Here is a 21,352-nt window from a genome sequence, read left to right as displayed (position 1 = left end):
GGGCGCAGCCGGCTTCACGGCAACGGCGGCGCCTCCGCAGCTTCGGCGAGGGCCTCGGCGACCAACCGCACGTTCTCCGTGACGACGCCGGCGGTCACGCGGACGTGGGGCGTCGTCGACTCATCGCCCGGCGCTCGGTACGGGATGCCGGCGGACACCGCGATCCCCGAAGCGGCCAGTCGCATCCGAGCGGCCCGCTCGTCGGCGACCGGCAGCCACAGGTTGATGCCGTCGGGATCGCCGACATCGACGCCCAGTTTGCGGAGCGCCGTCGCCATCCGGTCGAGGCGATCGCGGTAGATGAGCCGCGCGGTCCGCACGCGCGCGACCGAGCCGGGATCGGTCAGCAGCCCGAGGAGCACGGTCTGCAGCAGTCGTGAGGTCCAGCCGGGGCCGAGCATCCTGCGCGCGATGAGGCGTTCGACGACGCGGGCGGGTCCGCCGAGGGCGGCGATCCGGAGGTCGGGTCCGTGCGACTTCGAGAAGCTCCGCACGTGCACGACCTGGTTCGGGATCCAGCGCGCGAGGGTCACGTCGGGCGCCGACGCGATGAGCGCCGAGTGGTCGTCCTCGATCACGGTGACGCGCCGCGCGTCGGGCGCGTTCATGATGAGCTGCGCCAGGGTGCGGGCGCGCTCGACGGTCATCGAGATGCCGGTCGGATTCTGCGCGCGTGGCTGCAGGACGATGGCCGCGGGCTTGCGGGCGAGTGCGCGCGAGAGCGAGCCGGGGGTCACGCCGTCCCGATCGAGGGTGAGGGGGATGGGCTCCGCGCCGAGCGCCTCGAGCAGATCGAAGAAGTAGGGGAAGCCCGGTGACTCGATCGCCACGCGGTCCCCGAAGCGGACGACCTGCTCGAGGGTCCGGGAGATGCCGTCGAGGGCGCCGTCGACGACGGTGAAGGTCTCGACGCCCGGGGCAGGCCAGGTCTCGGCGATGTGGGCGTGCAGTTCGGGGAGCACGGGGAGGTCGTGGTACCGCCCCGTGTCGGCGCGGGGGGCGACCCGTGAGAATGCACCTTCGAGCGCGGGCAGCATCGCCGGATCGGGGGTTCCGTGCGAGAGGTCCAGGCGCACCGGCTGCGAGGTTCCCGCCAGCCCCTGCACCCGTGGACTCAGCCACTCCCGCGGCTCAGCGCGCACGAAGCTCCCGGCGCGGCCGCGCGAGACGATCGTGCCGGCGTCCGACAGGGCCCGCCACGCGGCGGCGACAGTCCCCGCCGAGACGCCGAGCGCGGCCGACATCTCCCGCACGGTCGGCAGGCGCTCGCCCGGTTCGAGCGATCCGTCGGCCACGAGTCGGGCGATCTCGCCCGCCATGCCCAGGGGTGTGCGGCTCTCCAGCGCTTCGGGGCGCAGCATCCGTCCTCCTGTTCGCCGGAACCGACGGTGTCCGGAGGATTAACGGCCGCGACACACTCGGAAACTGTCGAGAAATGTTCAAGCAGGACAGTAACAGAACCGAGGGAAGGAAGGCCGAGATGGCAACGGTGAGAGCGGCGATCACGCAGACGACGTGGACCGGCGACAAGGAGTCGATGCTCGACAAGCACGAGCAGTTCGCGCGGGAGGCCGCAGCCCAGGGCGCGCAGGTCATCTGCTTCCAGGAGCTGTTCTACGGTCCCTACTTCGGCATCACGCAGGAGAAGAAGTACTACCGGTACGCCGAGCCCGTCGACGGCCCCATCGTGCAGCGCTTCGCGGCGCTCGCGAAGGAGCTCGGCATGGTCATGGTCCTCCCCATCTACGAAGAGGCGCAAACGGGCGTCTACTACAACACGGCAGTAGTGGTGGATGCCGACGGCACGATCCTCGGCTCGTACCGCAAGCACCACATCCCTCACGTGGAGAAGTTCTGGGAGAAGTTCTACTTCCGTCCGGGCAACATCGGCTACCCCGTCTTCGACACCGCCGTCGGGAAGGTGGGGGTCATCATCTGCTACGACCGGCACTTCCCCGAGGCGTGGCGCGAGCTCGGACTGAACGGCGCCCACCTCGCCTTCAACCCGAACGCCACCAAGCCGGGCCTGTCGAACCGCCTCTGGGAGGTCGAGCAGCCGGCCGCGGCCGTCGCCAACGGGTATTTCGTGCTGGCGCCCAACCGCGTCGGGCGTGAGGACAACGAGTACGGCGACGAGGCGGTCACCTTCTACGGCACGAGCCAGATCGTCGACCCGCGCGGCAACTACGTCGGCGAGCTCGGGTCGGGCACCGACGAGGAGATCCTCATCCGCGACCTCGATATGGACCTCGTCCGGGAGATGCGCGACGACTGGCAGTTCTACCGCGACCGCCGGCCGGACTCGTACGCCGAGATCGTCGCCCCGTAACCCCGCTTGCACTCGGAGGACACATGCCCACCACCCTCATCACCGGCGGCACCGTCGTCTCGTCTACCGGTCGCGGCCCCGCCGACGTCCTCATCGACGGCGAGACGATCGTCGCCGTGCTGACGCCCGGCTCCACCCTGCTCGGGCACGACCTTGCGGCATCCGTCGACAGTGTCATCGACGCGACGGGGAAGTATGTGATCCCGGGCGGCATCGACGCGCACACGCACATGCAGCTGCCGTTCGGCGGCACGAGCGCGTCGGACACCTTCGAGACGGGAACCCGCGCCGCCGCATGGGGCGGCACGACCACCATCGTCGACTTCGCCGTGCAGCGACAGGGCGAGCGGGTCGAAGACGGGCTCGCGGCGTGGCATGCCCTCGCGGCGGGGGAGTGCGCCGTCGACTACGGCTTCCACCAGATCATCGGCGGGGTCGACGAGCACTCGCTCGCGGCGTTACCGACGCTGATCGACGAGGGCATCACGAGCTTCAAGATGTTCATGGCCTACCCCGGGGTGTTCTACGCCGACGACGCGCAGATCCTCAAGGCGATGCAAGTCTCGGCCGACACCGGCCTCCTGACGATGATGCACGCCGAGAACGGCCCCGTCATCGACGTCCTCGCTGAGCAGCTTGTGAACGCCGGCAACACCGATCCCTACTTCCACGGCAAGGCCCGCGTGTGGCAGGCCGAGGAGGAGGCGACACATCGCGCGATCATGCTCTCGAACATCACGGGGGCGCCGCTGTACGTCGTGCACGTGAGCGCGAAGCAAGCCGTCGAGCAGCTCGCCTGGGCGCGCGACCGCGGCCAGAACGTGTTCGGTGAGACCTGCCCGCAGTACCTCTACCTATCGCTCGAGGAGCACCTCGGGGCGAAGAGTGCGGAGTGGGGATCGTTCGAAGGCGCGAAGTACGTGTGCTCGACCCCGCTGCGCTCCCGCGCCGAGGGGCACCAGGACCACATGTGGCAGGCCCTGCGCACGAACGACCTGCAGATGGTCTCCACCGACCACTGCCCGTTCTGCATGAAGGACCAGAAGGAGCTCGGTCGGGGCGACTTCCGCGCCATCCCCAACGGCATCGGGTCGGTCGAGCACCGCCTCGACCTCATGTACCAGGGCGTCGTGACGGGGGAGATCACGCTCGAGCGCTGGGTCGAGCTCACCAGCACGACTCCCGCGCGCATGTTCGGCATGTACGGCAAGAAGGGCGTCATCGCCCCGGGCGCCGATGCCGACGTGGTCGTCTACGACCCGAATGGGCACACCTCGATCGGGTACGAGAAGACCCATCACATGAACATGGACCATTCCGCGTGGGAGGGCTTCGAAATCGACGGACACGTCGACACCGTGCTCTCCCGCGGCAAGGTCATCGTCGACGACGGCGCCTACCTCGGTCGAAAGGGCGACGGCCGCTTCGTCAAGCGCGGTCTCAGCCAGTACCTCATCTGACCCGAACCCCGAAAGAGAGCACTCATGGACTTCGGCGTCGTCCTGCAGACGAACCCGCCCGCCTCACGCACCGTGCAGCTGTCCGCGCTCGCCGAGGCCCACGGCTTCAGCCACGTCTGGACCTTCGACTCGCACCTCCTCTGGGAGGAGCCCTACGTCGTCCACTCGGCGATCCTCAATGCCACGAAGCGCATCACGGTCGGGCCGTTCGTCACGAACCCCGCCACCCGAGACTGGACGGTCACGGCATCCGTCTTCGCAACCCTCAACGAGATGTACGGCAACCGCACCATCTGCGGCATCGGGCGCGGCGACTCGGCGGTGCGGGTCACCAACGGCAAGCCCGTCACGATGCGGGAGCTGCGCGAATCGATCCACGTCATCCGGGAGCTCGGCAACTCCCGGCCGGTGGAGTACAAGGGTGCGACGCTGCAGTTCCCGTGGAGCCGCGGCTCCGAACTCGACGTCTGGGTCGCCGCGTACGGCCCCATGGCGCTCAAGCTCACCGGCGAGGTCGGGGACGGGTTCATCCTGCAGCTCGCCGACGTCGACATCGCCGCGTGGATGATCAAGGTCGTGCGGGATGCCGCGGAGGCGGCCGGTCGCGACCCCGACTCCATCGCTTTCTGCGTCGCCGCCCCGATGTACATCGGCGACGACTGGGAGCACATGCGCGACCAGTGCCGCTGGTTCGGTGGGATGGTCGGCAACCACGTCGCCGACATCGTGTCGAAGTACGGCACGGAGGGCGATGTGCCGCAGGCGCTCACCGACTACATCGCGGGCCGCACCGGCTACGACTACAACTCGCACGGCAAGAGCGACAACGACCACGTCGACTTCGTCCCTGACGAGATCGTCGACCGGTTCTGCCTGCTCGGCACTGCTGAGGACCACATCGCCAAGCTCGAGCAGCTCCGCGCCCTCGGCGTGACCCAGTTCGCCGGCTACCTCCAGCACGACAACAAGGAGGAGACGATGCGCGTGTACGGCGAGCGCGTCATCCCCGCCCTCTCCGAGCACATCACGGCCAAGTCATGACGCGCCGCTCCGCAGCCGCCTGGGGGTGGGGCGCCCTGGGCGTCCTGGCTCTGGTCGTGCTGTGGGAGTCGTACAAGTGGCTCGGTCCGGCGGACGGTGTCGTGATCGGCGGAGAAGATGGCCTGCGCATCCTGCCGCGCACGCACGACCGTGCGATGCCGCACGTCATCGACATGATCGCGCGGCTGTTCGACGCCACGAGCGGCGCCGACACCCCGCCGCTGTGGGCCACGGTGGCGGGGGCGGGCCTTGTCACCCTCGGCATCGCACTCGTCGGCTGGGTCATCGGCGTCGTGGTCGGTGTGGCCTTCGCGCTGCTGATGCAGCGGTGGCGCATCGTCGAGCGGGGGCTGCTGCCCTGGATCGTCGTGTCGCAGACGGTGCCACTCATCGCGTTCGCGCCGCTGGTCGCGCGGATCGGGTCGCAGATCGATCGCGCCGGTCTCCCGTGGCCGGAGTGGCTCTCGGTCGCCGTCATCGCCTCGTACCTCGCGTTCTTCCCCGTCTCGATCGGGGCGCTCAAGGGTCTGTCGTCTCCCGATGCGATCCATCTCGACCTCATGCGCAGCTATGCGGCCGGTTACGGGCAGACGCTCCGGCGCCTGCGGTTCCCGTCCGCCGTCCCGTATCTGATCCCTGCCGTCCGCCTCGCCGCCGCGAACGCCGTCGTCGGCGCCATCGTCGCCGAGGTGTCGATCGGGTTGCGCGGAGGACTGGGACGGATGCTGCTGCAGACCGCCCAGTCCGCCTCGGCCGATCCCGCGCTGCCGTGGGGGCCGCTCTTCGGCGCGGTGCTGCTCGGTCTGGTCGTGGCCGGCGTGGTCGCCCTCGCCGCGTCGGCGCTGCGCCGATATCGCCGCGGGGAGGCATCCGCATGATTTTCCGAGCCTTACCGAGAGGAATCACCGCATGAGCGAGATCGCCGTCCGCGCCGCCGGCGTCGGCCGCACCTTCGGCGGCCGCCGCACGACGGAGGTGCACGCCCTCACCGCGGTCGACCTCGAGATCGCGGCGGGGGAGTTCGTCTCGCTGATCGGGCCGTCCGGATGCGGCAAGTCGACCCTCATGCGGTTGATCGCGGACCTCGACCAGCCCACCGCAGGCTCGCTGGAGATCTTCGGCAAGACGCCGAAGAAGGCTCGTCTCGACCAGGACTACGGGATCGCCTTCCAGCAGGCGGGACTGCTGCCCTGGCGGACGGTGCTCGAGAACATCTCGCTGCCACTTGAGCTCCACGGTGTCGGCGGTGCGGAGCGACGGGCCCGCGCCACGGACCTCGCCGAGATGGTCGGCCTCACCGACTTCGGGCGACGCTACCCCGACGAGCTGTCCGGCGGGATGCAGCAGCGCGTCGCGATCGCTCGAGCGCTCGCGTCGCAGCCCAAACTCCTGCTCATGGATGAGCCGTTCGGTGCGCTGGACGAAATGACGCGCGAGCGGATGCAGACCGAGCTCACCCGCATCACCGCAGAGACGGGGGCCGCCGTCGTCTTCGTGACGCACTCCATCCCCGAGGCCGTCTACCTCTCCGATCGGGTCGTCGTGATGTCCCCCCGCCCGGGACGGATCACCGATCTCGTGACGATCCCGTTCGGCGGCGACCGTCCCGACGCGCTTCGCGAATCGCCCGAGTTCTTCCAGAAGGTGACCGAGGTGCGCGAGGCGCTCCACGGGGCACCCGTCGCCCGCGCGAACGAGCGGTGAGCACACGATGACGATGACCGATCGGATCTCCCGCGTCGCCGCGCCGGTGGCCACCGGCATCCTGCTGCTTCTTCTGTGGCAGGTGCTGTCGGGCGTCAAGATCGGCCGGCTGGCGCTGATCCCGGCACCCGCGGACGTCGCCGAGACGGCGGCGCGCATCGGCGGCGTCGTTGCGGAGGACGCGCTCGTCACGGGCGGGAACACGCTCGTCGGACTGGTCGCGGGGACGGTCCTGGGCGTGGCGCTCGCGGCGCTCGCGGCGTGGCTGCGGCCGGCTGATGGCATGCTCGCGCCCATCATCGCGGCCATCGCGGTGGTGCCGATCGTCGCACTGACCCCGCTGCTGAACACGATGTTCGGCGCGTCGGCTCAGACCGGCCGGCAGCTGGTCGCCGGTATCGCCGCATTCGTCCCCGTCTTCGTGAACGTGCTCCGCGGGCTCCGGCAGTCGCGCCCCGTGCAGCGCGACCTGTTCCTCGCCTACGCCGCAACTCCCGGTCAGCAGTTCCGAGGACTCACGCTGCCCGTGGCACTGCCCTACCTCGTCACCGGCATCCGTATCGCGAGCTCCGTCGCCGTCATCTCCGCCCTCGTCGCGGAGTACTTCGGCGGACCGACCGACGGCCTCGGCACCGCGATCGCCAGCTACGCCAAGACCGGCAACGCCGCCGTCGCCTGGACCTACGTCGGCGCCGCGATCGCCGTCGGTCTCGTCTTCTTCCTCGTCACGGTGCTCATCGAGCACCTCGTGACCAGGCGGAGGCCGGTCTGACGCCCGTCTGACCGGCCGGCTCCACCCGCACCACCCGAACTCCCGAAAGGAACACCATGCGACACAGCACCCGACGCCGGTTCGCGGTCGTCACGACCGTGACCGCCGGCGCACTCGCCCTGTCCGCGTGCGCGGGCACCACCAGCACCACACCCGCCGGCAGCGACGACGACTTCGAGCCGCTCACCGAGATCAGCCTGCAGCTGCAGTGGCTGCCGCAGGCGCAGTTCGCCGGCTACTACGTCGCCCAGGAGATGGGCTACTTCGAGGAGGAAGGCTTCGACAGCGTCGACATCCTGCCCTCTGGCGGTGACATCGTCCCGCAGGACGCACTCGCCGCAGGCGATGTCGACTTCGCCGTCGCGTGGGTCCCGAAGGTGCTCGGCACCATCGAGACCTCGGGCGTCGAGCTCACCGACATCGCTCAGGTCTTCCAGCGCTCGGGGACCACCCAGGTGTCGTGGAAGGGAGACGGCATCACCTCCGTCGCCGACTTCGAAGGCAAGCGGATCGGGTCCTGGGGCTTCGGCAACGAGTGGGAGATCTTCGCCGCGATGGCTGCCGACGGCGTCGACGCCTCCACCGTCTCCATCACGACGCAGGACTTCTCGATGAACGCCCTGCTCGACGGTGATGTGGATGCCGCGCAGGCGATGACCTACAACGAGCTCGCCCAGGTGCTCGAGACCGTGAACCCCGAAACCGGGGAGCTGTACACGCTGGACGACCTCGACGTGGTCTCGTACGAGGACACCGAGGGCGCCATGCTGCAGGACGCGATCTGGGCCGACACCCAGCGCCTCGAGGAGGACCCGGCCTACGCCGACGCCGCCGTGCGCTTCCTCAAGGCCGTCACGAAGGGCTGGCTCTACGCCCGTGACAACGTCGAAGAGTCTGCGGAGCTCGTGTGGGACGTCGCCTCGAACGCCGAAGCCGCCTTCCCGGTCGGCCCGGTGCACCAGCTCTGGCAGCTCAACGAGGTCAACAAGCTCATCTGGACCGACGCCCCGTTCGGGACGATCGAGCAGGACAAATGGGATCAGACTGTCGACGGCGCCCTGGCGGCGGTCAACCAGGACGGCCTGAACCTCATCACCGCGGAGCCCCCCGCGTCCGCCTTCTCGAACGAATACATCGAGAAAGCTCTCGCGGAGCTCGAAGATGAGGGTGTCACCCTCGACGGCGAGTACACGCCGATCGAGGTCACCCTCACCGAGGGCGGACAGTAACCGCATCACGACGACGGTCCCGGGGCGTGCACCCCGCGCCCCGGGACCGTCCCCTACCCCTGGAGCACCCGATGTCTACCGACGACCTCGACACCCGCACCCGTGAGCTGGACCGTGCGCACGTCTTCCACTCCTGGTCCGCGCAGGCCCTCATCGACCCCTTCCCGATCGCGGGCGGGTCGGGGACCACCGTGTGGGATCACGCCGGCACCCGTTGGCTCGACTTCTCGAGCCAGCTCGTCAACGTGAACATCGGGCACCAGCATCCGGCCGTCGTCGACGCCATCACGGCGCAGGCCGAGCTGCTGACGACCATCGCACCCTCGACCGCGAACCTCGCCCGCGGCGAGGCCGCGAAACGGATCGTGGGCCTCGCGCCCGACGGGTTCTCGAAGGTGTTCTTCACCAACGGCGGCGCGGATGCGAACGAGAACGCGATCCGGATGGCGCGCCTGCACACCGGGCGGGACAAGGTGCTCTCGCGCTATCGCAGCTATCACGGCAACACCGGTGCGGCGATCGCAGCGACCGGTGACTGGCGCCGCATCCCCAACGAGTACGCTCGCGGCCACGTGCACTTCTTCGGCCCGTACCTGTACCGCTCCGAGTTCTGGGCGACGACTCCCGAGGAGGAGTGCGAGCGCGCGCTGCACCACCTGCGCCGGGTGATCGAAGCGGAGGGGCCGGCGACCATCGCCGCCATCCTGCTCGAGTCCATCCCCGGCACGGCGGGCATCATGGTCCCGCCTCCCGGCTACCTCGCCGGTGTCCGCCGGCTCGCCGACGAGTACGGCATCCTGCTCATCCTCGACGAGGTGATGTCCGGGTTCGGCCGCACCGGACGCTGGTTCGCTTTCGAGGGGCACGACGTCGTGCCCGACCTCATCACGTTCGCGAAGGGTGTGAACTCGGGGTACGTCCCCATCGGTGGTGTCATCATCTCGGATGCCGTTGCGGCCACCTTCGACGAGCGGGTGTTCCCGGGCGGATTGACCTACTCCGGGCACCCGTTGGCCGCGGCATCGATCGTCGGAGCCCTCGACGCCATGCAGGACGAGGGGATCGTCGAGAACGCCCGCCGCATCGGCGAGGACGTCCTCGGGCCGGGCTTGCGGGCCCTCGCCGACAAGCACCCGATCATCGGGGAAGTGCGCGGGGAGGGTGTTTTCTGGGCACTCGAACTGGTCGCCGACCCCGGCACCCGCGAACCCGTCGCGCCCGCCGTCATCGGTGCGCTGAAGAAGGACCTCATGGCTCGCGGTCTGCTGCCCTTCGCCGCCGACAACCGCATCCACGTCGTCCCGCCCTGCGTCGTCACCGACGACGAGGTGCGACGCGCCCTCGAGATCTACGACGCGGCCTTCGCCGCACTCTGACCCGCACCGCATTCCGGAGGAATCATGACCGACCAGACTTCCATTCCCGTGCTCGAACACTGGATCGACGGCGCCCGATGGAGCGGTGACTCGAGCCGCACCGGCCCGATCTACAACCCCGCGACCGGCCGCGTGAGCGGGCAGGTCCGCCTGGCGAGCACCGCAGACGTCGGCGTTGCCGTCGAGCGGGCGGCCGCGGCCCTCCCCGGGTGGCGCGACGCGAGCATCGCCAAGCGGCAGGGCGTCATGTTCTCGTTCCGCGAGATCCTGAACGCTCGCAAGCAGGAGCTCGCCGAGATCCTCACCGCCGAGCACGGCAAGGTCCTCTCCGACGCCCTCGGTGAGATCGCCCGCGGCCTCGAGGTCGTCGAGTTCGCCTGCGGGTCGGGGCACCTCCTCAAAGGCGAGTACTCCGACAGCGTCTCGACCGGTGTCGATGTCTACACCCTGAAGCAGCCGGTCGGCGTCGTCGGGGTCATCAGCCCCTTCAACTTCCCGGCGATGGTGCCGCTCTGGTTCCTGCCGATCGCGCTCGTCGCGGGCAACACCGTCGTGCTCAAGCCGAGCGAGAAGGACCCCACCGCATCGGACTGGATCGCGCGCGCGTTCGCCGACGCGGGGCTGCCGGCCGGTGTGCTGAACGTCGTCCACGGCGACAAGGAGGCCGTCGACGCGATCCTCGACCACCCCACGGTCGGTGCGGTCTCCTTCGTCGGATCGACGCCGATCGCCCGCTACATCTATGAGCGGGCGAGCGCGCAGGGCAAGCGTGTGCAGGCCCTCGGCGGTGCGAAGAACCACATGCTGGTCCTGCCTGATGCCGACCTCGACCTCGCCGCCGACGCCGCCGTCAACGCAGGCTTCGGCTCGGCAGGGGAGCGGTGCATGGCCGTGTCGGTGCTGCTCGCGACCGAGTCGATCGCCGATGCGCTCGTCGGCAAGATCGCGGAGCGCGTCGCGACGCTCCGCACCGGCGACGGCACCCGCGGCTGCGACATGGGCCCGCTCATCACGCGCGAGCACCGCGACAAGGTGGCCGGCTACCTCGGCGTGGCCGAGGCCGACGGCGCCGAGATCGTGGTCGACGGGCGCGACGTCGCGCCGGACGCCGACGGTGACGGATTCTGGCTCGGCCCCACACTCATCGACAAGGTGCCGACCTCGTCCGCCGTGTATACCGACGAGATCTTCGGCCCGGTGCTTTCGGTCGTGCGGGTCGCCGGCTACGAGGAGGGTCTCGCGCTCATCGAGGCGAGCCCGTACGGCAACGGCACCGCGATCTTCACGAACGACGGCGGCGCGGCCCGTCGCTTCCAGCGCGAGGTGAGTGTCGGCATGGTCGGCGTGAATGTGCCGATCCCTGTTCCCGTCGCGTACCACTCCTTCGGCGGCTGGAAGGCGTCGCTGTTCGGCGACGCCAAGGCGTATGGACCGCAGGGTTTCGCGTTCTTCACCCGGGAGAAGGCGGTGACTTCGCGCTGGCTCGACCCGTCGCACGGCGGCCTCAACCTGGGCTTCCCACAGCACGACTGAAAGATCCGCCATGCCCCTCCTCGACGACGCCCTCACCGACCCGGGCGAGGCCGAGCGCCTGCTCGCCGCGACCGGGCCGGAGCTCGACGAGCTCATGATGCGCGCCGCCGCCGTTCGCGACGCCGGCCTCGCGGCGGCGGGGCGGCCCGGCATCGTGACGTACTCCCGCAAGGTCTTCCTGCCGCTGACGACGCTGTGCCGCGACCGGTGCCACTACTGCGCCTTCGTCGACACACCCGCCCAGCTCCTGCGGAAGAAGGCGCCGGCGTATCTCGACGACGCGCAGATCCTGCGTATCGCGCGGGCGGGGGCGGCACAGGGGTGCAAAGAGGCGCTGCTGACCCTCGGCGACCGTCCCGAAGAGCGCTGGCCGGAGGCGCGGGCCTGGCTCGACGCCCACGGCTTCGCGACGACGATCGACTATGTCGCGCACGCCGCGCGGTTGGTGACGGCCGAGACCGGCATGCTCGCCCACGCGAACCCCGGTGTCATGACGCCGGACGAGCTGGCGACGCTCCGTCCCGTCGCCCCGTCGATGGGCATGATGCTCGAGACGACGTCCCGCGCCCTGTTCGAGACGCCCGGTGCCGCGCACTACGGCTCGCCCGACAAAGACCCGGCACTCCGACTGCAAGTGATCGAGGATGCCGGTGCGGCGCGCGTGCCGTTCACCTCCGGCATCCTCGTGGGCATCGGCGAGACGCTCGCCGACCGCGCCGCGTCGCTGTTCGCGCTGCGCGACGCGCACGCCCGCCACGGTCACCTGCAGGAGGTGATCGTGCAGAACTTCCGGGCCAAGCCCCGCACCGCGATGTACGACTCACCCGATGCCGACCGCGACGCGTATCTCGCTGCCGTCGCGGTCGCACGGCTTGTGCTCGGTCCCGCGATGCGCATCCAGGCACCGCCGAACCTCAGCGACACCGCCGAGCTCGCGATGCTGCTGCGCGCCGGGGTCGATGACTGGGGTGGGGTCTCGCCGCTCACCGCCGACCATGTGAACCCGGAGCGGCCGTGGCCGCACCTCGATGACCTCGCGGCGCACACCGCCGCCGCAGGCTTCACACTCACCGAGCGGCTCACCGCCCACCCCGAGTTCGTGCGCAATGCGGACGAGTGGATCGACCCTGCGCTGCACCGAGCGGTCACGCGTCTCGCCGACCCGGGAACCGGGCTCGCCGCGACCGATCGGCCTCGGTCGTCCGGTCGACGTCGCGCCGACGACCTGCTCGATCGCGCGGCCACAGCCCCCCGCGACCTCGACGCCGCCGAGTGGGAACGGCTGCTCGTCGCCGAGGGGCAGGGCCTGGAGCGCCTCATCGCCGTCGCCGACGAGGTGCGCCGTCTCACGGTGGGCGACACCATCAGCATCGTCGTGAACCGGAACCTCACGTCGTCGGGGCTGCGGACCGTGGCATCCGGACTCGGGGAGTTCACCCTGGACGACGCCGCCGACATCGCCCGCGACGCCGCCGCGCTCGGGGCGACCGAGCTGTGCATCCAGGGGCGGATGGATGCCGCACTCCCGTCGTCCGCGTACCTCGACCTCGTCCGCATCGTCCGGGCCGCGACACCCGAGCTGCACCTCCACGCGTACCGTCCGCAGGACATCGCCGACCTCGTCGACCGCGGCGGGATGCCGCTCACGGAAGCTCTGCGGCAGCTCCTCGCCGCCGGCATCGACACGTTCCCGGGGACCGGCGTGAAGGTGCTCGATGACGATGTCCGTCGCCGCGTCGCGCCCGACGACCTCGACGTCGACCGCTGGCTCGAGATCGTCCGCGCCGCCCACCGAGCGGGGCTCCGCTCCACCTCGGTACTGTTCTACGGACACGTCGAGACTGCGGCGCAGCGCGTCGCGCACCTCCTGACGCTGCGCGGCATCCACGACGAGACCGGCGGCTTCAGCGAGTTCGTTCCGATTCCGCTGCCGGGTCACGGGGCGGCGCTCGCCGACCGTGCGCCGCTCGATGAGCACCGCGCGATGGTGGCGGTGTCGCGGCTGCTGCTGAATGACGGCATCCGGCACATCCAGATCCCGTGGACGCGCCACGGCAGCGCGACCGCCGCAGAGTTGCTCCGGGCCGGTGGCGACGACCTGGGCGGCACGCTCCTCGACGGCCGGGTGCGCCCCGACACCGGCATCGAGCAGGGGCTCGAGCTGCCGCTGCACGCGGCGGAGCGGCTCGTGTCGGGACTGTTCCGGCGCCTTCGGGTGCGGACGACCGACTACGGCACGCCAACCGCGACCCGCGAGCGGGCCGCATGACCGGGCATGTTGACGCGGTCGTCGTGGGTGCGGGCTTCGCCGGCGTCCTCGCCGCGATCGAACTGCGCGAAGCCGGGCGAGAGGTCGTCGTCGTCGAGCGCGCCGACCGGGTCGGCGGCACGTGGCGCGACAACGTCTACCCGGGCGTCGCATGCGACGTTCCGGCGCACCTGTACAGCCTCGAGCGGCACCCGAACCCCGACTGGTCGGCCGAGTTCGCACCCGGTGCCGAGATCGCCGCGTACCTCGAGCGGGTCGTCGACGCGAGCGGCATCCGCTCATCGATCCGGTTCCAGAGCGCGTTGACGGATGCCGCGTGGGACGAGGCCGCGCAGCACTGGCGACTGGCGTTCTCGGGGGAGGGGCCGCAGACGGCCGACGTGCTCGTTCTCGCGTGCGGCCGCCTCGCCGAACCGCACGTCCCCGACATCCCGGGTCTCGCCGGCTTCCCCGGAGCCGTCATGCACACGGCCCGATGGGATGCCTCGGAGTCGGTTGCGGGAACCAGGATCGCCGTCGTCGGCACCGGGTCCAGCGCGGCGCAGCTCGTGCCCGAGCTCGTCGCGGCGGGGGCCGAGGTCGTGTTGTTCCAGCGGTCGCCCGCGTGGGTCCTGCCGCGCGGCGGGCGATCGTACGATTCCGCCGACCGCGCCGCGTTCGCCGCCGACCCCGGTCGCATCGCGGCGCTGCGCGCCGAAGCTCTCGGCGGAGATGACGAGCGCTTCTCGGCGCGGGCAGGCGAGGCCGCGGCAGCCGCTCGTGCCGTGCGCACGGCGCAGGCGCACCTCTCGGGACAGGTGCGCAGCCGTGGGCTGCGCCGACGGCTGACCCCGACCGACCCGTTCGGGTGCAAGCGGGTCGTCCTGTCCGACACGTTCTACCCTGCGGTCGCGTCGCGCGCCGTGACACTCGAGGCATCGGCGCTGGCCGCGGTGCACGGCGACACCCTCGTGGGTTCGTCGGGCGTTCGTCACAGGGGAATCGACCGCATCGTGCTCGCCACCGGGTTCGAGACGAGCGAGCAGCCGTTCGCCGCTCTCGTGCGCGGTGACGGCGGCGTGACCCTCGCCGAGCACTGGGCGCACGGCATGACCGCCGTCGGCACGGTGGCGGTCGCGGGCTTTCCGAACCTGTTCGTGTTGAACGGTCCGAACGCGGCGCTGCCGCACTCGTCGTCGCTGCTCGTGCTCGAACGGCAAGCGGCGCTCGTGCGGGAGCTGACGGCTGCCGGCGGCGTCGTTCGCGCGCGGCCCGAGGCGGAGCGTGCCGCCACCGCGGCGATCGCGGACCGTGTCGCGGGCACGCCATGGGTCGCCGGATGCCGCAGCTGGTACCGCGACGCACGCTCGGGCCGGGTCACGCTGCTGTGGCCGGGCACGACGGACGACCTCGACTCCGCGATGCGCGCCGCCGTGCGCGACGCGTTCACCGTGACGGAAGGAGCCCGATGACCATCCGCTTCGGCTACAAGGCGTCGGCAGAGCAGTTCGGCCCGGCGAAGCTGCTCGAGTACGCGGTCGCCGCCGAACACGCCGGGTTCGACAGCGTCTACATCTCCGACCACTTCCAGCCGTGGATGCACGACGGCGGGCATGCGCCCGCAGCGCTGCCCTGGCTCGGTGCTCTCGGTGCGCGCACCTCCCGCATCGTCATGGGCACGTCGGTGCTGACGCCCACGTTCCGGTATCACCCGGCCGTCGTTGCGCAGTCGGTGGCGACGCTCGCCGTGCTGTATCCGGGCCGTATCGTCCTCGGGGTGGGAACGGGGGAGGCGCTCAACGAGGTGACGCTGGGGCTCGACTGGCCCGACGGGCCGGAGCGGTTCCAGCGGCTCAAGGAGTCGATCGGGCTCATGCGCGAGCTATGGGAGCGAGATCGCGTCACCTTCGACGGGTCCTTCTATCGGGTCTCGGATGCCACGGTCTACGACCGTCCGGACGAGCCGATCCCCGTGTACATCGGCGCTGCCGGTCCCGCCGCCGCGCGGCTGGCGGGGCGGATCGGCGAGGGGTTCATCACCACGAGTGGCAAGGATCCCGCCCTGTACACCGAGACGCTGCTGCCCGCGGTGGACGACGGCATCGCCAAGGCAGGACGGGCGTCGAGCGAGGTGGACAGGATGATCGAGGTGAAGGTGTCGTATCACCCCGACATCGAGGCGGCGCGCGAGCGCACCCGGTTCTGGGCGCCGCTCGCGCTGTCGCAGGAAGAGAAGATGGGCATCCACGATCCGCGCGAGATGCAGCGTCGTGCCGCCGCGCTGCCGATCGAGCGCGCGGCATCCCGATTCATCGTCTCGGATGATCCGGACGAGCACGTCGAGCGCATCGCCGCGTATGTCGAGATGGGGTTCCGGCAGCTCGTCTTCCACGATCCGGGCGACGACCAGCTCGCCTTCCTGCAGCGGTATGCCGACGACATCCTGCCGCGGCTGCGGAAGCGGTTCACGTGAGCGGGGCGTGGACGGTGATGATCCCGGTGAAGCCGTTCGCCGAGGCGAAGTCGCGGCTCGGGGTGGTCGGCGGGGCGCGCTCCGACCTCGCCCGGGCTCTGGCGCTCGACACGATCGAGGTCGCCGCGCGAACGTCGGGCGTGGAACGCGTCGTCGTGGTGACGGCAGACGACGGCATCGCGCGGCTTCTGCCCGCGGGTGTCGTGCTCGTGCCGGAGCGCGAGGCGACCGGTATCGATGCGGCACTGGCGCTCGCGGCGTCGCGCATCGGGCTCCGTCGCCACCGCGCGGCGCTCCCGGCCGACCTGGCCGCGCTCGCACCGGCCGAGTTGGCATCCGCGCTCGCGATCGCGGCTGCGGTGCCGCGGGCGGTGGTGGCGGATGCCGCGGGCACCGGGTCCACCCTCCTCACCGCGCGGGCGGGGACAGTGTGGGCGTCGGCGTACGGTCCCGACTCGTTCGCGCGTCACCGTGAACTGGGATGCCAGCCGTTGCCGGTGCGCGCGACGTCCGGGCTTCGGCGAGACCTCGACACCCCTGACGACTTCGCGGAGCTGCTGCCGCGTGCCGGCGCCCGGCTGCGCGGCGTCGCCTAGTCTCGTCGTCGCTCTGATCGTCGGTTTGGGTGGACTCGCCGTATGGACGGTCCTTCGGGACCCGTTCTCCGAGGAGGTCGTGGCCCCCTGCCTAATCCGCGAACGCTTCGGGTGGCTCTGTCCCGGGTGCGGAGGACTCCGAGCTTTCGCACTATTGGTTCGTGGGGACGTGGTCGGCTCGCTGGCGTTCAATCCGCTCATCGTAGGAGCGCTCGTACTCGGTCCTGCGATCTGGCTCGGAGGGATATCAGAAGGGCCCGGTGGCCGAGTCGCTTTCCGATTCGCGTCATTCGCGTTCACGGCGCTCGTGATCTATGTGGCGATCGGCCGCAACGTTATCGAGTAGCAGCGCTCGCATGACACGCTGCCCATTGAAGTCCGAACGGACCTCCTGGACGCGGGACGACAAAAGACGCCACGTCGAACAGCGTGTCATTGCTGCTCGCAACTACGCGCATCAGGATTGTGTCGATCGAGCTGGGGCTTGAGTCAGCGCTCCTGTGATGGCGGCGGCGGCGCCGACGAGCAGGACGGCGCCCAGGGTGACGAGAACTTCCAACCACGGGACGCTGATCGTGGAATAGCCGACGTAGACGTACTCGGCCGTGAACACCGCGAACGCCGAGATAAGGCCAACAACGACGCCGACGACCAGAGCAAGAGCCGAGAGGTAAAGGTAGAGGTTCCGGACCAAGTCCCGGTCGGCGCCCAGTGAGATTAGGACGCCCGTCGTTCTACGATCCTCCTTGCCTGAGCTGATGATGACGATGAAGACCACGCAGCCGACAAGGACAAGCGCCATGACCAACGCGACAGAATAGGACAAGGGGGGTGAGCTTGCTTCTGGTCCAGTGTCGACTCGTACGTCGGAGCTAGCGATGCCGACGCCAGCAGCCGCAGACACGATTTCCTCGGATCGGGGGGCAGCATCTGGGAATCGCAGCCAGAACGGCTCGAGGTCGAGCTGCAAGCGTGAAGCCGTCTCGCTGGTGATGATAACCCCGCCATCGTGGGTGGCCGTCGACGGGACCATTTCGCTTTGGGTCAGGCTCACGGCGGGTATCTCGCCCAGGATTTCGGGCGCCCCCGCGTTGTCGTAAGCCACAAGTTGTATGTTGCGGGGCTGCGACGCATCGTTTATCCATAGCGCATCACCAGCGTTGATCGCCTCCCACGCATCGTCAGGCATACTCCAGCCGAGGGTCACTGCTGCCTCGTCGGGATTATCCACGACAGTGATCTGCGCCTGCGCTTCGTCTACCCCGGCAGGCGCCGCAAAGACGTCGCCGCCGCTTGATGAAACGACCCGAGATTGCACTACCGGGTCTACGCCTGCGGCGTCCGTGAGTCGTTGGATTGATCCGCTGTCGAGTGGGCTTTGCAGGAGCACGACGACTTGGCCAGCCGGGATGCTGGGTTGGTAGGCAAGCTCCGCATCAGCCGCATAGGTGCTCTGGAGCATCTGCATTGCCAGGGGGGTCGCGAGGCCAACTGCGACAGCGGCCGCGATTGTCGCCATGCGTCCGGGCTGCGACCGCGCGACGCGAGCTCCAAGCCAGCGAATGGGACACCGCGGGTCAGCGCGAACGGCTAGCCACTGGATCATCAGCGGAACCGACGCGATGAGAGCTGCACAGACGAGCGCGCCGCGGATGAGACCGAAGACATCGTCAGGGGGCAGTAGCAGCCAACATCCGACTGCTGCGGCCAGAAGAATGTAGAACGCCACGGTGAAGGCGCGGGAGGCGCGTGGAGGAGGCATTCGCTCGACGAAGTGCACCGAGCTACGGGCGAGGTCCCCCTTGCGGGCGAAACCCCACGCGCTGAGGCCGAGGCCAATGGTGCACACCACCATGAAGACCAGCACCCCCGAGATTATCGCGTCTACCGGGAGCGGGTTTGTAGTCACGTCGCGTCCAGCGAACGCCGCCGCCACACCCTGCAATGCGACGGCTACCCCGAGACCCACCGCGAAGCCTGCCGCTGCTCCTGCTGCGATTGGCAACAAGGAGCTAAGGAGCACGATGGACACGACTCGTGCGTTTTGGAATCCGAGGGCTTGTAGAGAACCCATCAAGTGCGTCTCTCGGCGCATTCGAATCGCGATCTGGGCAGTTACAGCAATCGCCATGAGGCTCAAGACGGGGAGTGCAAATGCAATCGGACGCTGTACCCAGAACGGGTCCCAACCATCGTCGGTTGTCGACACGGCGGTTATCGCGACGTCAGGGTCAAGGTACTCGGCGACTGGGAGAACCCCATCACTCGGGCGAGGAGTGAAATCGGACTCAAATGTTCGGCTGGACGTCGGAGGTATGGACACCCATGCGGTTAGGAACGCGGTCGCACTGGCGCCGCCGGGAGCTTCTGATATGCAGCGCTCCCACGTTCCAGGAGCGACCAATAGGCTCTGTCCGCTGTGAGAGAGACGAGGCTCGTAGACACCGGTAACGCGGATCAGTTGGTCCGATAGAGCGACAGATATGACATCGCCGACGCCCACGCCAAGGCGGCTGGCGAGATCCTGCGACACCGCACCGTCGCACGCGCGGTTCGGGAAGGCGCCGGTGACGAGTCGATCGGCGCTGGCGAGGTCGAGCTTGTCCGAGTCCAACTCCCATAGGTTGGCCGCGATTGCAGTACCACCTTTGACACCTACATCGATGCCGACAGCTTGGAGACCTTCGCTTATTCGCGTGTCGCTGCCGTACCGCTCGGTCAGTAGTGCCCGTAGTGATTCCAGTCGCACGGCAGCAACGCCATCGTCTGGTAGCGACCCGTAGCTGAAACCAACGTCGGCACCGCGCAGCGTTGAATCGTGGATTTGTTCCGTCGACGGGGTCAATGCGTTCAAGAAGACAAACCCGGCCGTCACGATTGCTGTCAGAGCGAAGGTCAATGCGGCGGTGAGCAACGCTCGACTGCGGTTGCGAGTTAACGTTCGGCGGACGACATGCGCGACAAGCTTCAACGCGGGGTCATTCCAGCTAGAAGGGGTACCTGAGCGTTCTGTCCATCTCGGATCGCGACAACCCGGTCTGCCGTCGCAACTACCTCCGGATCGTGCGTCGCAACGAGAACGGCAAGGCCCGCTCGTGCAGCTTCTCGGAACGCGTGCATGACATCACGCGTCGCCGAGGTATCGAGAGAGCCCGTCGGTTCGTCGGCGAGAAGAATCACCTTTCCTGCTGTGCCCGCTCCGGCGATCGCCCGGGCTATCGCGACGCGTTGCCGTTGCCCGCCGGAAAGTTCGCCCGGATATCTGTCGACCAGGTCAGCCATCCCGAGCACATCAAGGGCCCGTCTGCTGGCCTCATAGACCTCGTCGACGTTCGCGCTCACGAGCTGTCCAGGGAGCGACACGTTCTCGAGACTCGTCAGCATCGGGAGAAGGTTGTACTCCTGGAACACGGTCGCCACGGTTTCGCGTCGAAATCGAGCAAGATCCGATCGCGACAATGAGGAGACGCGTGCCCCGTTAACCTCGACGTAGCCGCTGTCGAGCATCTCGAGCCCACCAATCACGTTCAGCAGGGTCGACTTGCCGCTACCACTAATGCCGACGAGGGCGCAGACCTCGCCGGCGTGCAGATCGATCGAGAAGCCCTGGAGACCTCGGACGGACTCATTGCGCGAAACGAACACTCTGACTGCGTCGACCACCCTCGCGGCAGGAACGCTGCCGCTCACAGCCTCCGTAGGGAGCACGTCAGCAGGTAACCGCGTTCGAGTAGACGATGATCGAACTAAACGTGTCGTTGAACGAGCCGACGCTGTTGTAGTAGGAGTTCGAGTTGTTGCACAGCCTCGATCCCTGCAGGTTGATGTCGGTGTACCACCCCATGTCCTTCGACCCACGGTTAGCGACTGAGCTGATCCGGTCGTTGGCGTCCCCCAGAGTGTTGCTCGTGTAGGCCGTGTTCGATCCGCGTTCGATCAGAAGGGCGTCGAGGTTGTTGTTGAGCCAGCCACAAGCCTTTCCGGTGTTGCACTGTGACAACGCGGCGTTCGCGGCGAGCGGTGCACTCAGCGTGCCCGCAGCGATGAGGACGATACCGGCGATGCCGATGCCAGCCTTGGTCTTCATGTTTCCCCCCATTCGTGACCACCCTGGCTACTGGCGCGATGCTATCTAGCCGTTTGCTCAATCCGCAATAGAAGATCTGGACGCCTGGTACTGCGCTCATCACTCGCCTCGATCGAAGGCGTAGCTCGACCGGCTTGATGCGTCCGATCGGACGGTTGGCACCGGGGCGATCTTGTCGTTTACTGAGACCCTGCGGGTGCTGCAGTTCAGTTCTGGCACCCGCTCCGGGCCTCATTGACGGTCAGCGGTCTCCTAGAGAACACCAAGTTCTCGGCCGCATCCGTCAAGGAGGTGACCCGCCGTGAGCGAGTCCGAAAGCACCACCCCGCCCCCGTCCGGCAACAACCTCGGCTACGGCCCGATTAGGGCGTGTCTGACAAAGTCTTGGTCCAGGCGAGGACGGCGTTGAGGACGACGGCAGCGCGGTAGACGACGGCGTGTTTGTCGTAGCGGGTGGCGAGGCCGCGCCATTGCTTGATGTGGCAGTAGCGGCGCTCGATGACG

The 21,352-nt window shown here is 68.7% G+C and carries 18 protein-coding genes and 1 pseudogene; 14 read left to right on the top strand and 5 right to left on the bottom strand.

Annotation, left to right across the window (positions count from 1 at the left end; all coding sequences use genetic code 11):
* Positions 1-14: 14 nt before the first annotated feature.
* Positions 15-1,361 carry an aminotransferase class I/II-fold pyridoxal phosphate-dependent enzyme gene (locus ACHFGS_RS11135; RefSeq protein WP_394289469.1) on the bottom strand — a complete coding sequence of 449 codons (1,347 nt, stop codon included), beginning with the start codon at positions 1,359-1,361 and terminating at the stop codon, positions 15-17.
* 119 nt (positions 1,362-1,480) lie between these two features.
* Here ACHFGS_RS11135 and ACHFGS_RS11130 point away from each other — a divergent pair, with 119 nt between their 5' ends.
* From ACHFGS_RS11130 to ACHFGS_RS11065, 14 genes are all read left to right on the top strand, one after another.
* Positions 1,481-2,329 carry a nitrilase-related carbon-nitrogen hydrolase gene (locus ACHFGS_RS11130; RefSeq protein WP_248171239.1) on the top strand — a complete coding sequence of 283 codons (849 nt, stop codon included), beginning with the start codon at positions 1,481-1,483 and terminating at the stop codon, positions 2,327-2,329.
* Positions 2,330-2,352: 23 nt separating this feature from the next.
* Positions 2,353-3,789, top strand: coding sequence for a dihydropyrimidinase (gene hydA / locus ACHFGS_RS11125; protein WP_394278510.1), 1,437 nt, complete (start codon positions 2,353-2,355; stop codon positions 3,787-3,789).
* Positions 3,790-3,813: 24 nt separating this feature from the next.
* On the top strand, positions 3,814-4,830 hold the full coding sequence (locus tag ACHFGS_RS11120; protein WP_394278511.1) for a TIGR03842 family LLM class F420-dependent oxidoreductase: 1,017 nt from the start codon (positions 3,814-3,816) through the stop codon (positions 4,828-4,830).
* Positions 4,827-5,708 (top strand): ABC transporter permease, encoded by an 882-nt coding sequence (locus ACHFGS_RS11115; RefSeq protein ID WP_394278512.1) that lies wholly within the window; start codon positions 4,827-4,829, stop codon positions 5,706-5,708. The genes ACHFGS_RS11120 and ACHFGS_RS11115 overlap by 4 nt, the downstream gene beginning before the upstream one ends.
* Positions 5,709-5,739: 31 nt before the next feature.
* The gene (locus tag ACHFGS_RS11110) at positions 5,740-6,534 is read left to right on the top strand and encodes an ABC transporter ATP-binding protein (protein WP_394278513.1); all 795 of its coding nucleotides are present in this window, start codon (positions 5,740-5,742) and stop codon (positions 6,532-6,534) included.
* 7 nt (positions 6,535-6,541) lie between these two features.
* On the top strand, positions 6,542-7,306 hold the full coding sequence (locus ACHFGS_RS11105; RefSeq protein WP_394289468.1) for an ABC transporter permease: 765 nt from the start codon (positions 6,542-6,544) through the stop codon (positions 7,304-7,306).
* A gap of 56 nt (positions 7,307-7,362) precedes the next feature.
* On the top strand, positions 7,363-8,535 hold the full coding sequence (locus ACHFGS_RS11100) for an ABC transporter substrate-binding protein (RefSeq protein WP_394278515.1): 1,173 nt from the start codon (positions 7,363-7,365) through the stop codon (positions 8,533-8,535).
* Between the two features lie 71 nt (positions 8,536-8,606).
* Complete coding sequence (locus ACHFGS_RS11095) at positions 8,607-9,911, top strand: aspartate aminotransferase family protein (protein ID WP_394289467.1); 1,305 nt, start codon at positions 8,607-8,609, stop codon at positions 9,909-9,911.
* A gap of 24 nt (positions 9,912-9,935) precedes the next feature.
* On the top strand, positions 9,936-11,444 hold the full coding sequence (locus tag ACHFGS_RS11090) for a CoA-acylating methylmalonate-semialdehyde dehydrogenase (protein ID WP_394278517.1): 1,509 nt from the start codon (positions 9,936-9,938) through the stop codon (positions 11,442-11,444).
* A 10-nt stretch (positions 11,445-11,454) separates the two neighbouring features.
* Entirely contained in the window at positions 11,455-13,713 is a 2,259-nt protein-coding gene (cofG, locus tag ACHFGS_RS11085; RefSeq protein ID WP_394278518.1) for a 7,8-didemethyl-8-hydroxy-5-deazariboflavin synthase CofG, read from the top strand.
* Positions 13,710-15,164: a flavin-containing monooxygenase gene (locus ACHFGS_RS11080; RefSeq protein WP_394278519.1), complete on the top strand. Its 1,455-nt coding sequence runs from the start codon at positions 13,710-13,712 to the stop codon at positions 15,162-15,164. The genes cofG and ACHFGS_RS11080 overlap by 4 nt, the downstream gene beginning before the upstream one ends.
* Positions 15,161-16,165, top strand: coding sequence for a glucose-6-phosphate dehydrogenase (coenzyme-F420) (gene fgd, locus ACHFGS_RS11075; protein WP_394278520.1), 1,005 nt, complete (start codon positions 15,161-15,163; stop codon positions 16,163-16,165). The genes ACHFGS_RS11080 and fgd overlap by 4 nt, the downstream gene beginning before the upstream one ends.
* On the top strand, positions 16,162-16,761 hold the full coding sequence (gene cofC, locus ACHFGS_RS11070; protein WP_394278521.1) for a 2-phospho-L-lactate guanylyltransferase: 600 nt from the start codon (positions 16,162-16,164) through the stop codon (positions 16,759-16,761). The genes fgd and cofC overlap by 4 nt, the downstream gene beginning before the upstream one ends.
* On the top strand, positions 16,730-17,107 hold the full coding sequence (locus ACHFGS_RS11065) for a DUF2752 domain-containing protein (RefSeq protein ID WP_394289466.1): 378 nt from the start codon (positions 16,730-16,732) through the stop codon (positions 17,105-17,107). Before cofC ends, ACHFGS_RS11065 begins: the two co-directional genes overlap by 32 nt.
* 111 nt (positions 17,108-17,218) lie before the next feature.
* Here ACHFGS_RS11065 and ACHFGS_RS11060 read toward each other — a convergent pair whose 3' ends face one another.
* From ACHFGS_RS11060 to ACHFGS_RS11045, 4 genes and pseudogenes are all read right to left on the bottom strand, one after another.
* Positions 17,219-19,675, bottom strand: coding sequence for an FtsX-like permease family protein (locus ACHFGS_RS11060; protein ID WP_394278522.1), 2,457 nt, complete (start codon positions 19,673-19,675; stop codon positions 17,219-17,221).
* Positions 19,676-19,728: 53 nt separating this feature from the next.
* Complete coding sequence (locus ACHFGS_RS11055; protein WP_394289465.1) at positions 19,729-20,424, bottom strand: ABC transporter ATP-binding protein; 696 nt, start codon at positions 20,422-20,424, stop codon at positions 19,729-19,731.
* Positions 20,425-20,470: 46 nt separating this feature from the next.
* On the bottom strand, positions 20,471-20,848 hold the full coding sequence (locus ACHFGS_RS11050) for a peptidase inhibitor family I36 protein (protein ID WP_394278524.1): 378 nt from the start codon (positions 20,846-20,848) through the stop codon (positions 20,471-20,473).
* 362 nt (positions 20,849-21,210) lie between these two features.
* Positions 21,211-21,352 (bottom strand): annotated as a pseudogene (locus tag ACHFGS_RS11045) (IS5/IS1182 family transposase); the annotation flags it as partial.

The sequence above is a fragment of the Microbacterium sp. genome, assembly GCF_043427715.1.
Lineage (GTDB): Bacteria > Actinomycetota > Actinomycetes > Actinomycetales > Microbacteriaceae > Microbacterium.
This window is presented reverse-complemented; position numbering and strand designations above follow the sequence as displayed.

Excerpts from the sequence above, each read along its gene's own strand:
- ACHFGS_RS11135 (WP_394289469.1), bottom strand. The coding sequence starts at position 1,361 with ATGCTGCGCCCCGAAGCGCTGGAGAGCCGCACACCCCTGGGCATGGCG.
- ACHFGS_RS11130 (WP_248171239.1), top strand. The coding sequence starts at position 1,481 with ATGGCAACGGTGAGAGCGGCGATCACGCAGACGACGTGGACCGGCGAC.
- hydA (WP_394278510.1), top strand. The coding sequence starts at position 2,353 with ATGCCCACCACCCTCATCACCGGCGGCACCGTCGTCTCGTCTACCGGT.
- ACHFGS_RS11120 (WP_394278511.1), top strand. The coding sequence starts at position 3,814 with ATGGACTTCGGCGTCGTCCTGCAGACGAACCCGCCCGCCTCACGCACC.
- ACHFGS_RS11115 (WP_394278512.1), top strand. The coding sequence starts at position 4,827 with ATGACGCGCCGCTCCGCAGCCGCCTGGGGGTGGGGCGCCCTGGGCGTC.
- ACHFGS_RS11110 (WP_394278513.1), top strand. The coding sequence starts at position 5,740 with ATGAGCGAGATCGCCGTCCGCGCCGCCGGCGTCGGCCGCACCTTCGGC.
- ACHFGS_RS11105 (WP_394289468.1), top strand. The coding sequence starts at position 6,542 with ATGACGATGACCGATCGGATCTCCCGCGTCGCCGCGCCGGTGGCCACC.
- ACHFGS_RS11100 (WP_394278515.1), top strand. The coding sequence starts at position 7,363 with ATGCGACACAGCACCCGACGCCGGTTCGCGGTCGTCACGACCGTGACC.
- ACHFGS_RS11095 (WP_394289467.1), top strand. The coding sequence starts at position 8,607 with ATGTCTACCGACGACCTCGACACCCGCACCCGTGAGCTGGACCGTGCG.
- ACHFGS_RS11090 (WP_394278517.1), top strand. The coding sequence starts at position 9,936 with ATGACCGACCAGACTTCCATTCCCGTGCTCGAACACTGGATCGACGGC.
- cofG (WP_394278518.1), top strand. The coding sequence starts at position 11,455 with ATGCCCCTCCTCGACGACGCCCTCACCGACCCGGGCGAGGCCGAGCGC.
- ACHFGS_RS11080 (WP_394278519.1), top strand. The coding sequence starts at position 13,710 with ATGACCGGGCATGTTGACGCGGTCGTCGTGGGTGCGGGCTTCGCCGGC.
- fgd (WP_394278520.1), top strand. The coding sequence starts at position 15,161 with ATGACCATCCGCTTCGGCTACAAGGCGTCGGCAGAGCAGTTCGGCCCG.
- ACHFGS_RS11050 (WP_394278524.1), bottom strand. The coding sequence starts at position 20,848 with ATGAAGACCAAGGCTGGCATCGGCATCGCCGGTATCGTCCTCATCGCT.